The sequence below is a fragment of the Silvibacterium acidisoli genome (genome assembly GCA_022870745.1).
In the GTDB taxonomy this organism is placed as follows: domain Bacteria; phylum Acidobacteriota; class Terriglobia; order Terriglobales; family Acidobacteriaceae; genus Silvibacterium.
In genome coordinates this window covers 1,678,709-1,691,025 of record CP085323.1, presented here as the reverse complement: position 1 = coordinate 1,691,025, position 12,317 = coordinate 1,678,709, and the positions used below count along the sequence as shown (strand labels likewise).

Here is a 12,317-nt window from a genome sequence, read left to right as displayed (position 1 = left end):
TCATCGAAATCTTCAAACATCAAGGAGCCCGCGAAAAGCTGACTCTAAATCAGCGCGCCGACGCTCGAAGTGGACATATTTAGCTGTATTTGAATGTCTCGTGCGACTATCGACCCACAAGCAAATGACCTGCTGCGCTGTGGGTAGGGAAGGTTTGTTTTGGAAAGTATTGGTCGGGACGGGCAGATTCGAACTGCCGACCCCTCGCACCCCAAGCGAGTGCTCTACCAGGCTGAGCCACGTCCCGACTTTCCGTGGGGGTCTGTTTGATTGTATCTGATTCTTACCTAAGCTCAAAGGCGGCGCGGCAGTTATCTGCGTGCGCCGCCTGAGCTTTTCGGCTAGTGACTTGGCGGAACGTATTCCTTGGGCAGGTTCGAGCCTTCTCCGAAGAAATACTGGGTCATCTGCTCGACGAGGAATTCCTGCGCCTGCGGGGTCCAGGGCTGCAGGCGGTACTCGTTCAGCAGCATCTTCTGGTGCTCGAGCCATTCTCCCCAGGCCTTCTTTGAGACGTTCTTATAGATCTTCTGGCCGAAGTCGCTGTCGAAGGGCGGCTCGTCGAGACCTTCCATTTCCTGCTTGTAGCGCGTGCAAAAGACGGTATGGGACATTCGATTTCTCTCTTTTCCTATTGTACTGATGGGCTAGACGCCGGGGGCAGAAGGCATTTCCTGGCTTCCGGCCTGTGGGGTACCGCCGCGGAGGACGATCGGCTGCGTATCGCGAACCGGTGCCATGTGCTTGGTCATCTGCCAGGTGTAGCGGATGCGATGGATGACGGTGATCGTGGAAACGACGGCCAGCACCCACAGCACGGGGGCCATTACGTTCCAGCGATCGAAGAGCGCGCCCAGGATGATGAGTACGATGCGCTCCGGCCGCTCCATGAAGCCAACCTTGCACTTGCCGATGAGCGCTTCGGCGCGGGCGCGGGTGTAGCTCACCATCAACGAAGTGACCATGACGAAGGCTGCCAGGAAGACGTAGAACAGGCGGTTACCGCGCGCGTAGAAGACCAGCAGTCCGAAGAAGAGCACCACGTCGGAGTAGCGATCGATCACGGAATCGAAGAAGGCTCCGAAGACCGTGACCTGGTTGGTCTGGCGGGCGACCCGGCCGTCTACCATGTCGAAGATGCCGGCGCCGATAATTACCAGCCCTGCGTAGAGGAACATCCGGACGTAGTTTTGTTCGTTGGCGAATCCGAAGAGGACGGCGGCCCCGGTATTGATGAGGAGGCCGATAAAGGTCAGTGCGTTGGGTGAGATGCGGGCAAGGGCGAGGCCGTTGACAATTGCCTGCAGCAATACGCCACAGGCACGGCCAAAAGCGCTGGTCCAGGTCTTGTGGGTGTGTTGTTCTGGAGTGTTTCCTGCGCTTTGACCTGTTGCCGACGGCATCCTGTACCTATCTATTCCGCTTCGTCGTGAATGGTGGACAATTTCAGCACTTCAAGCTCGCGCTTGCCGTTCGGAGTGACAACGGTTGCCATGTCGCCGACCTGCTTGCCGATCAGGCTGCGGCCGATGGGCGAAGTGGTCGAAATCAACCCCTGGTTCACATCGGACTCTTCACTCGTGACCAGCTTGTATTCGATCTGCTCGTCCTTCGTGGTGTCGTAGACAGTCACAGTCGAGCCGAAAGCGATGCGATCCTTGGGGATATTCGCCAGATTGACGAGCGCCAGCTCCGCCATGCGGGCTTTCAACTGGCCCAGGCGGGCGTTTACGAACTCCTGCCGCTGCTTGGCCATGTGGTATTCGGCGTTTTCGCTGAGATCGCCGAGCGCGACGGCTTTTTTGATTTCCGCCGGAAGTTCGTGCGTCAACTCGTGTTCGAGCTGCTTGATCTCTTCCTGAAGCTTTTTCTTGATGTGTTCGGGCATGAATAATCCGTTGCGGCTCTGGGGCATGGCCGTATCTCAGAACGGCGGAGCCATGTAGTTTGCAAAGTTTGATTATACCGGAATTGCCCCAGGGGGACGGCCTTGCGCGGCTGTGGCGGGTGCCCGGGCGTGTCGAAGGCGCCGGGGCATGGGAACTCCCGATCCAGCCGGTTGTGGGTGCGATTCCGGGTAACGGAGCGCGGCGATGAGCTGTGCTGCTCAGATTGCGTCTAAGAATTACGGTGTTTATTGGGAATGGCGGGATTGCGCAGGTGCCCGAGCCAGCTGGATTTTTCGTTTACGAAGGGCACAAAAAAGACAGCATCATAAAATCGATCAAGGGAATCCAAATAAAGGTTTGAGTCAGTGCGACGTCTTTTTCTTCTGTTGGTTTTCGTTGTAATTGCCTGGGTTGGTTTTTCCGTTTTTGTTCCGGCGGGCCCGACCACTGAGACTTTCGTAGAGATTCCTACGGGGACACCGGGAATCAGGATCGCCGCGCTCCTCAAACAGCAGGGAATCATCCGCAGCAAAGATCTGTTCGAGGCCATGCATCTGATCAAAGGCGGCACATTGAAGGCCGGGGAATACCGGTTCGATCATCCGGCAAAAATGGCCGAGGTCTTCGACCGGCTCCGTCGCGGCGACGTCTATACCGTCGCGGTGACTGTTCCTGAAGGTTCTAATCTTTTCGATATCGCTCAGCGGCTGGAGGCAGCCAGGCTCGGCGGCAAAGACGCCTTTATGGCGGCGGCCCGGACGCATGCCACCATGGTTGCCGACCTGGACCCGCAGGCACAGAGCCTCGAGGGCTATCTTTTCCCTGACACCTATCATTTCCCTCGCAGCGCGACGGCGCTGCAAATTGTTTCAACCATGGTCAGACGTTTCCGGCAGGAGACGGGGGGGCTGGGGCTGACGGCGGGGAATTATCACCATGTCGTGACCCTGGCGTCGCTTGTAGAACGCGAAACGCCGATTCCGGCAGAGCGTCCGCTGGTGGCCAGCGTCTTTGAGAATCGCCTGTCGAAGGAGATGCCGCTGATGACGGATCCATCGGTCATTTATGCGGCGCTGCTGGATGGCCGGTATCGGGGAACGATCTACGCCTCCGACCTGCAGGCCGACTCCCCGTACAATACCTATCGGCACCCGGGATTGCCTCCGGGGCCTATCTGCAACCCGGGGCTGGTCTCATTGAAGGCCGCGATGACACCGGCTCAGACGAACTATCTGTATTTTGTGGCGGCGAGTGCCGATCCTTCCGGCAAGTCGAAGTTTTCCGCCACGCTCGAAGAGCACACGCACAACGTACAGGAATATAGAAAGTCCCTGCATGAAGCGGGAGCGAGGTAATCGCCGTATTGAAGTCGAAACTGTTTCATGGACGTGCCAGCTGAGCTGATGTTGAAGTCCGCCTACAAATCGCTGTTGCTGTTGCTGACGCTTCCCCTGCTGAACGGCTGCCTCGTGCACACCCGTACGGTGAAGCAGGCGAAGATGCCGACGACCGTGCTGACGGCAACAGCGGACGAGCTCATAAAGAGCATCAACGACCGCTGCCAGGCGATCCATTCCCTGAGCGCAACGGCGGATTTTCAGGCGACGGTTGGCGGGCCCAAGAACGGCAAGGAAAAGACCTACACTTCTTTTACCGGCTACATCCTGCTGCGTAAGCCGGAGTCCGTCCGCGTGATCGGCCTCGTGCCCGTGCTGCATACCCGTGCCTTCGACATGGCCAGTGATGGAAAGACCTTCAAGCTGCTCATTCCGTCGAAGAATCGCGTGATCGAGGGCTCGAATACGGTTACGAAGCCCTCGCCCAACGCGCTTGAAAACATGCGGCCGAACATCTTCTTCGATTCTCTGCTTATAGGTTGCATCGCGCCCGACGACCTGGTCACGCTGACCGAAGAAAACAAGACGGACATCGACCCGAAGACGAAACAGTTGTTGATTCAGCCGAACTACAATCTCACCGTCATGCACACAATGCCGAGCAGCCAGCAACTGGTGCCCGAGCGCGTGATCCACTTCAGCCGGACCAACCTGCAGCCGGTTCAGGAAGATATTTACGATTCCAAGGGCGCAATCCAGACGCAGGCTGTTTACGGGCCGGTTGCAACCTATGGGCAAGAGAAGTTTCCCGGGATGGTCACAATCAAACGGCCGCTCGAGGAGTATCAAATCCAGCTGACCATTTCGAAGCTGACGGTCAATCAGGAGTTGAACGATATTCAGTTCAACCTGGAAGTTCCAAAGGATTACACCGTTCAGAAGATGGAGTAGCTGTGCCTAAGGGGCTGAAGCCGCGCCCTGCATGAAGATACCTGCCTTGCACGAAGCATCCCCAACATGGGTTGCGGCCTGGTCTACCCGGAAGCGCGTCTTTCAGAAGCGGTCGAGGCCGGCGCGCTGCGCGTGTTCGGCAATAGCAGCATTGATGTCCAGCGCAAGCGCTAGAGCGGCGGTCGCCTGCTCTGCCAGCACCACGGGCGGTTTACGGGTGGCAACGCTGTTCAGGAACGACTCAATCTCCAGCCTCAAAGGCTCACCCTGTGTAACCGGCGGTTTCTGCAGGTTCAAGCCGGCAGGAATTCCCGGCATGGCTCCCAGTCCCGCTGCCGCGATGGCGGGGACAGCCGCTGGATCGACGTCGATCGACAGAACGTCCTGCCGGGCGTAATCGATCGAGACATACTGATGCGGCTGGAAGAAGCGCAGCTTGCGCACGCGCTCAGTGCTGACGCGGCTCGCGGTAAAGTTGGCCACGCATCCCGACTCGAACTCGATGCGGACATTGGCGATATCCACCTTGCGCGAAAGGATAGGCAGGCCGACGGCGTGGAGATGCCGCACCGGAGATGCTGCGAAGCACAGCACGATATCCAGGTCGTGGATCATCAGGTCGAGCACGACATCGACGTCGAGCGCACGCGGCGTGAAGATACTGAGACGATGGGCCTCGAAAAACATGGGCCGCGACAGGAGCGGCTGGACAGCCGTTACAGCAGGATTGAAGCGTTCAAGATGGCCTACCGTGAGAATGCGTCCATGCTGCTTCGCCAGCATTTCCAGCTCTCGTGCTTCGTCGAGCTTGGCTGCGATCGGCTTCTCTATCAGCAGATCGATGCCGGCGGCCAGCAGCGGCGCAGCAGCGGCAAAATGAGCAGATGTGGGCACGCAGACCGAGGCAGCTTCGACCTGCACCTGGCCGCGTGTTCTTGCATCGAGCAGCGCATCGACAGATGGGAAGACGGGAATCTTCCATTCTGCGGCGAGAGCATCGTGGCGGCCGAGATCGGCCTCCACAATGGCAGCAAGCTCAACGTGAAAGCCCGCGGCCTCCGGGTCACGCTGCGACAGCTCGCGATAGACCCTCAGATGATTGCGGCCAAAGGCTCCGGCGCCACAGACGGCGACTCGCAGGACGGGGAGCGATGTGCTCAGAGCGAGGGCTCCTGGCCGGAAACGGTCTTCAGGCAGCGCGCATAAAGCTTGAGCAGGTGATCGACCTGGTCTTCGGCCTTCGAAGCTGTGGGGGCGACAAAACCGGTTGCTCCGGCGGCGGGACGGCCCACAGATGCAGTGGTGGCAATGAACTTGAACAGGTCGAGGGCGATGTCCTCGTTACGGCGCGCGCCGTTACCGGAATTTGCTGCTTGCTCCATGAAGATCCTCCGAAGCCGATGCTATCAAAATTCGCGGCACGATGTTCCTGCGCCTACGGTTCGACGAGCGTCATGCAGACGCGGCCGATGAGGAATTCAGAAGGCGAGTCGCCTGTATTCATGCGCAGCAGATCTACTGCGTACTCCAGGTTGTGCGGCCGCAGAATCAGGCTGTCTGCGTCGAAGGTGACATAGCGAAAGAGCACCGCGCCCCCCGCGTTGACGGCGTAAAGATTGGGCGCCGGCGCCCGGTACGGAGCGAACGAATTGTAATGGCGGTCGACCACTGTAATTGAGCGTGAGCGAAGAATCGGAATCATCGGGGCAGCCTGCTCGGCCGTCGTGCGCAGGGCGAGAAACCGCTGCCAGTCGCGGCGGCTGACGGTACGTCGAGGACGCAGTTCTTCCAGCGACCCATGAGGCAGGTGAATCATCTCCAGCACTGCATTTGCTGGGATAGACGGCGAGTAAATAGCGGTCGTTCCGGATACAAGCGGGACCGTTGTGGGAAGCGGCGTCTTCGTCTCAGTGTCTGTTGCTTTTCCGCGCAGCTTCTCGGTCGGCAACAGATCTTCCACGCTGATTGATTGCGCGGCCAGGACCCGGTCCATCGTCGAAAGGCTGAGCTGCCGCTTGCGATGCAGGAAGTTGGAAATATGAGACGGCTGCACGCCTGCCTGCTTTGCCAGCAGCATTCCCGTAAGCATTCCGCGATCGATTCTGCGGACGATCTCTACGCGGAGACGCTCATGAAGTTGGGAAGCGTTCATCTGTGGAATATTGTCTGAAAGCAATACACCTCTCTAAGTGCATTTCCTCACAGAAAAGGTATTTCCCCATATTGCCTGCTGAAATCGAGGGTGACGAAAGAGTGTGTTCGCTTGTGGGACATCGCACAGGTCCGCGGCATTGATCCGTTTTTTCGGTTTCGATAGAGTCGGAACACCTTTGCCAGAAAACCAGGATGTATCCCGTGCGACGCGCAGCTTTTTTGCGTGCGCATGGAGCCACATGGGCCGCATGAATTGATGCGAGTCCGTGGGCTGGCTGTCGCCTGCCGGTTGGCAAAGCACGAAAACATGAACGACTTTACCCTGGACTGCCTGAATTCAAGTGATTTCATTCCATTCGGTTCTCTCCCTCCGAATCGTCGCGCCCGCAGATTTGTGCGCGCGGCGGGTTCTTTCACTTCCCGCGGTTCCCAGCACCATCTTCATCGGATCCGCGAGGTCAACTTGCCTTGGAGAATTCATGGCGTACCTGTCTATTCAACTGAAAGTTTGTGAAGGCTGCGGCAGCCTGTGGTTACGGGCTACCGAGCGGACGACGATCTATTGCGCCTCATGCGAGAAACTGTTCCGAAGCCTTCCAAGGCCCACGCGGCGTCGCAGAGGCCGCCCCTGCAAGCACGTTGTTCAGCCTGCGTATCAGCAGGGAGGTGCAGCATGAGCGCAGCTCTTTCGCTTCCATTTCTCTGGGCTGCGGCATCCGTCCCTGCCGGTACGCGTGACATGCGGCCAAGGCCGCTGGGTGGACTTGCCTTCTATCGCAAGCGTACGGAACGCCTGTTGCGACGCTACATGCGCATGTCGCTCGACATGGGCCGTATGCCGTCAATCGTCGGGAACATTGTCTTTCGTGGCAGGGCGACCTGCTATCGGTTGAAAAACTTCGAGGATGCTGTGATCTTCGTCATCGATGTAGAACGCTGTCTGAAAAAGCTGGATTCTGCTTCGCAGCAGTTGATCGTTCGTATTGCTCTGCAGGAGTATACGCAGGGTGAAGCTGCCGAATTGACGCAGCAGAGCCTCCGCTCGGTACAGCGGCACTATGGGGAGGCACTCGATCGGCTTACGCAGATCCTGCTTCATGCCGGACTGCTGGTTGCCGACGCGCCCGATGCATGTCAAGAGTCCTGCTAGCCGGATGGCTTCCTAAATGGCACAAAATAAGGGGCTTATAGATCTCATGATGTTGACGTGGAATTAACTGGTTCCTTGCTATTCTGATAACAGAATGAAGGAAAGACGGGGAGGCGCATCGGCGTCTCCCTTTTATTTTCCGGCTGCGGTACAAGCTGAGGATGTTGCATGTTTAAAGGCACATCGCATCGGCGGGATGCAACACGGGCACGTATTTGCGTGTCTACTTCCTCAAAGATCGGCGGAGCAATGAAGGCGCAGGAGAAGATGACGATGAACCTGGGTTGTGCGAGACGGAAGTTTCTGGCGGGGGTTGCAGGACTGATTGTTATGCTGGCAATGCTTCCCGTCCGCATGGATGCGCAGGTGACCACCACTACGGTGCAGGGAACCATCTATCGCGCCGATGGCACGGCTGCATCGGGAACCGTCATTGTCAGCTGGCCATCCTTCTCGACGAATACCGGTGAAGCCGTTGCCGCCGGCAGTACGACGGCCACCATCGGCGCGGATGGGTTCGTAACGCTGAGCCTGGCGCCGAACGAGGGCGCCTATCCGGAAGGAAGTTACTACACCGCGGTCTATCATCTCGGCGATGGCACGGTGAACAAGGAATACTGGGTAGTTCCGCAGACTTCGGTCGCTACGATCTCGACAATCCGCGCGGCGCTGGCTCCGGCTACGATCGCCGTGCAGCCAATCGACAAGGCTTATGTCGATACTTCGATTGCTGCGATTACGGGAGAGTTTCTGCCTTTGACAGGGGGCGCGATGAGCGGAGCGCTCCAGCTTGCTGCCGATCCCACCTCAAACGACCAGGCTGTAACCAAGCACTATACTGACGCTCTTGCGGCTACCGAGTTGCCGATTGCGGGCGGCACGATGTCCGGCGAATTGAATACGCCCAATGCATCCACAAAGCTGCCGAAGGTCGATGTACGGCACCCCGATTTCGGTACCGGTTGCAGCAATGCGGCTGATCCAAGCGGAAGCGCCGACTCTACCTGCGCGATACAGGCGGCGATCAACTATGCCATCGCAACGCCGCAGGGCAAAACGTATCCCGAAGTGTATCTTCCCGCTGGAACGTACAGAATTTCAGCCGTGCTCAACGTGCCGTGCCAGATTCACTTTGTCGGCGATGGTCCGCAGGCAACGATTATCCGCGCATACAACAACAGCGCAAACGCTCTGAAGATTTACAACGGCGCATCGGTACAGCCGAACCTGTGGACGTGTAACGGCTCGCTCGAGAATATGACGGTCGATGCACCGAATGGCCATCTTTACACGGCAACGCTGATCGAGGTGCAAAGCGCCGCCGGATACACTATCTACCGTGTGCGTGGCAGCGGCGGCGGCGGCCGGGGCCTTATGCTGCTGGGCAGCACCGAGCGCCTGGATGTGATCGATACGGAATGGGATGCGGTGCGATGGCCGATCGTAGCGATCGGCAATGAGCTGAAGTTCCTCGACACCCAGATCGCGTCGGCCGGAGAGTCTTCCGATGGATACTGCTGGGGACCTCGCAACTGCCCGAACGGTGTCTTTCCGGGAAATGGCTGGTCGACCGCGCAGGTATTGGCCTCAGCATCCGGCAATGGCGCTACCGCTACTTATGTTGTGACAGGCAATGGTGGAGCGGGTACAGCGAATACGCCCGGTGTTTCGCCGCTTGTCGCCGGTCACTGGGTTACGATCGAAGGCATCACCGGGACCGGAGCTACCGGCCTGAACGGCCTGCAACAGATCAAAGCCGTCTTCAACAACTGCAGTGCCGTGGCAAACGGAAGCTGCTCGGCGTCCTCGACCACCCAGTACGTTGTCCAGAGTGCGAATGCTGCCACCACGGGCGGCGATGTCTCCGTCGCAAATGCGACGTATCAGCCGACTATACTTCCCGAACGTGTCGCGGCGTTCTATATCTCGTCGGAACAGTTTTCGGTTCTGGGTGGATCGATCAAGTCGAACTGGTTTACCGGTTGCTTCCGCACCGACAGCGCATTCTCCGGACTGATAGAAGGCTTCTACTGCGAGGGCTTTCCCGTGAACGGGCAGCCGCACATGAACTCTGACATAGAAGTGAATGGCGAGCCATTCTCAACCACACTTACCGGAGCGATTAATGGAGCTGCTGCTCCAGTCGCGAGTACACTGTGGGCGCCCAGTTACGCCAACGATCCGGCGGATGCCGTGAAGTTCGGATCGTTCCCTTACAACATCTACCCACAGGACTATCTCTCGGGCAGTACGGCATGTTCGGCTTATGTTCATACCCCATCTGGCGGATGCGTGCAGCAGGGACAGTTTGAAACGGTGGAAGCGGTTTTCGCTGGTGACGGGCAGGCACATTTCACTCAACGAAACATGAGCGGAACAACAGTTTCGACCGCCGGTGGAAACATTGCGTGGCCTGCGGGATCGATTCTTGCAGGACAGCCGAACAGCAACTACGGCACACTGACTCTCAAGTCGAACCACTTCGAGTCGATCGACACGCCCAACTTGAACTGGGCGACGATGTGCAACGATGCGACGGATATGATCTGCGGATCTGCGATCGTCGGCAGCATTCCGAATGGAACCACAGTCAGCTCGACCGGAGGCGCAGGTGTGACCGCCAACGCCTCATTTGAAAACGACGAGTGGTGGGGCGTAGGCGGAGCCGACAACGAGGCGACTGGCGCGGGATTCATCAAGGTCTCTACAAAGGGCAATGTCACAGCGACAAGCGGCGGTGCGAGCATTACCTCGGGCGAAACGCAGGAAGCCGCTATCGGTCAGTTCATGGGAAACATTGCGCCTTCGGTTGTTGCGGTGCAGGAGGCCGACGGGACATACGCCTGGACGAGCTATTCGAATCCGCAGCGCGGAATGCTTGCAAGCAACACGAATGGTCCGTTCTACGAATCGGCGGTGTTCGGGCCGGCCGATGCGAATCTGGGGGCGAATCCAAACAGCAACTACACCATGGGTCATCAGTTCGCCGGTTCCAGTTGCACCTATGACGTTGCGCCTGCCGGACAGACACATGCAACCTATCGCTTCTGTATGATGGGCGGCCCTACCAACAGCACGACAAAGTCCGGATGGGAGTACGACATCTGGAATGGCTCGGCCTGGGTAAATGGCTTCAAGGTCAGCGGGCAGTCGAACTCGACCGCGAATGCAGCAGTGAGCGGCAATTCGGAGACGCAGGGTGCTTTAACCGCGGCGACCATCAATGGTGAAATCACCGTCGATGGCACAACCTACGCGAACCTCAACGCCGCATGGACGGCCGCTGTTGCACTCGCCACTTCATCGGGGGCTAATCAGACGATTCGTCTCGGGCCTGGAACTTTTCCCGTCACGGCAACGATGAACGAGCCGGCAAATGGAGCGTGCGTAAACCTGATTGGTTCCGGTGGATCGACGGTGAACGCGGGCAGCGCGGCTGCGACCAATCTCAGCGTCCCATCGAATCTCTCGGGGGATGTCATCTTCCTTGGCAAAACGAAGCAGGCACAGGGATGCACCTTTAAAGACCTGGTCGTTCTCGGAGCGACTCACGCTACCCATGCTTTCGAGCTGCAATGGTTTCGCGGACTACTGATCGATAACGTGACAGTGAACGACACAACCGGCGACGGTATCGACCTGGGAGAAGCAACCGGCAGCACGCACCAGTCGAACTTCCTGCTGCGCAACATCACTGTCAGCTACAACACGACCCTGTTCACGCCGGCGACGCGCCCCGCCTATGGCATCCATCTGCTGAAGACGGCGATGGATAGCCACCTCGACGCCGTTACGGTGCGCAACGCGCTGACGGCCGGTGTCTTCAACGAAGGCACGGGCAATACCGGCTACCTGATACATGGATTCGGCTACCCGTACACCTGCACGACTGCTCCATGCAGCAACACCGCTGCCTCGAACACGGCAGCGAATGCATCTTATGCGACCAACTATGTCATCTATGACACCGGCGGTGGCGGCACCGTGTGGACAGATACTTACGCAGACAGTCCGGCGGTAGCGGGTTTCTATATCGGCGCAAACGGTGTTTCTCTGCATGGTGGACATATTCAGTGGCCCGATCTGACCAGCTTTCCTTCGGCCAACCTTGCATACGTCGCCGCCACGGTCACAAATAACATGCTCATCGCCGACATAGACTGTCTTGGCATGAGCAACAGCGCGAACTGGATCACTTATGCCGGAGCTGCGGGAGCGCCGCCGTCCTTCACCAGCGTGCATCATCTGACCGGGTGCGGAAACTATTCCCAGTCTCTCGAACCGGCGCAGGTGACAGGCTTCTCAAGCGGTGGGGCGAATATCAACGATCCTTCGGGGGCGATTCCGCGCGTCTGGTCGACTCCGATCGCCGCTGCTTCGAACTATGCCGCGTATGCCGCGCAGCTCTACACCGGCTATCAGGGGGATATCTTCCAGGGGCATTTCTCCGGTGTGTCGCCGTTCTTCAACATCACCTCGCAGGGAACTATCCGTTCGAACGGTGGCCTAGCGCTCAGCACGGTGTTGAACACATCGGCCACGCTGACGCTCACAACGGCGAATAAGAATGTCATTGCCAACGCAGCAAGCGGGTCGCAGACGATTACGCTGCCCAGTTGCTTCACGCCTCTGGCGGACAACACGCCGCCGACCGGCCTCGAGCTGAACGTCATCAAGTCGGACACTTCGGCGAATGCGGTCACATTGCAGACAGTCAGCTCACAGAACATCAACTACCAGGGCGCGAATGCGACCTCGCTGGTCATCTCTTCGGCGGGCAAGCGCACCCTGGTCTGCGGACCGGATTACAACTGGTACGCCTACTGAACCTTCGGA

Annotated in this window: 10 protein-coding genes and 1 tRNA gene; 4 read left to right on the top strand and 7 right to left on the bottom strand. The window is 58.2% G+C overall.

What is annotated here, in order from left to right:
* Positions 1–170: 170 nt before the first annotated feature.
* From LJD29_RS06965 to LJD29_RS06950, 4 genes are all read right to left on the bottom strand, one after another.
* Positions 171–247, bottom strand: a tRNA-Pro gene (locus LJD29_RS06965).
* A 94-nt stretch (positions 248–341) separates the two neighbouring features.
* Positions 342–614, bottom strand: coding sequence for an oxidative damage protection protein (locus LJD29_RS06960; RefSeq protein ID WP_446745024.1), 273 nt, complete (start codon positions 612–614; stop codon positions 342–344).
* Between the two features lie 33 nt (positions 615–647).
* Positions 648–1,403: a CDP-alcohol phosphatidyltransferase family protein gene (locus tag LJD29_RS06955; RefSeq protein WP_446745023.1), complete on the bottom strand. Its 756-nt coding sequence runs from the start codon at positions 1,401–1,403 to the stop codon at positions 648–650.
* Positions 1,404–1,414: 11 nt separating this feature from the next.
* Positions 1,415–1,888, bottom strand: a complete 474-nt coding sequence (locus LJD29_RS06950; protein ID WP_446745022.1) for a GreA/GreB family elongation factor — start codon at positions 1,886–1,888, stop codon at positions 1,415–1,417.
* A 366-nt stretch (positions 1,889–2,254) separates the two neighbouring features.
* Here LJD29_RS06950 and mltG point away from each other — a divergent pair, with 366 nt between their 5' ends.
* Positions 2,255–3,244 carry an endolytic transglycosylase MltG gene (mltG, locus tag LJD29_RS06945; protein WP_446745021.1) on the top strand — a complete coding sequence of 330 codons (990 nt, stop codon included), beginning with the start codon at positions 2,255–2,257 and terminating at the stop codon, positions 3,242–3,244.
* A 27-nt stretch (positions 3,245–3,271) separates the two neighbouring features.
* Entirely contained in the window at positions 3,272–4,177 is a 906-nt protein-coding gene (locus LJD29_RS06940; RefSeq protein WP_446745020.1) for a hypothetical protein, read from the top strand.
* Positions 4,178–4,279: 102 nt separating this feature from the next.
* Here LJD29_RS06940 and LJD29_RS06935 read toward each other — a convergent pair whose 3' ends face one another.
* Genes LJD29_RS06935 through LJD29_RS06925 form a run of 3 tightly spaced genes read right to left on the bottom strand, consistent with a single transcriptional unit; the run spans position 4,280 to position 6,329 of the window.
* A complete protein-coding gene (locus LJD29_RS06935) occupies positions 4,280–5,338 on the bottom strand; it encodes a Gfo/Idh/MocA family oxidoreductase (RefSeq protein WP_446745890.1) in 1,059 nt (352 codons plus the stop codon).
* A complete protein-coding gene (locus tag LJD29_RS06930; protein WP_446745019.1) occupies positions 5,335–5,559 on the bottom strand; it encodes a hypothetical protein in 225 nt (74 codons plus the stop codon). Before LJD29_RS06930 ends, LJD29_RS06935 begins: the two co-directional genes overlap by 4 nt.
* Before the next feature lie 53 nt (positions 5,560–5,612).
* Positions 5,613–6,329, bottom strand: a complete 717-nt coding sequence (locus LJD29_RS06925) for a hypothetical protein (protein WP_446745018.1) — start codon at positions 6,327–6,329, stop codon at positions 5,613–5,615.
* Between the two features lie 675 nt (positions 6,330–7,004).
* Here LJD29_RS06925 and LJD29_RS06920 point away from each other — a divergent pair.
* Positions 7,005–7,481, top strand: coding sequence for a hypothetical protein (locus LJD29_RS06920; protein WP_446745017.1), 477 nt, complete (start codon positions 7,005–7,007; stop codon positions 7,479–7,481).
* Positions 7,482–7,700: 219 nt separating this feature from the next.
* Positions 7,701–12,308, top strand: a complete 4,608-nt coding sequence (locus LJD29_RS06915) for a glycosyl hydrolase family 28-related protein (RefSeq protein WP_446745016.1) — start codon at positions 7,701–7,703, stop codon at positions 12,306–12,308.
* Positions 12,309–12,317 lie beyond the last annotated feature (9 nt).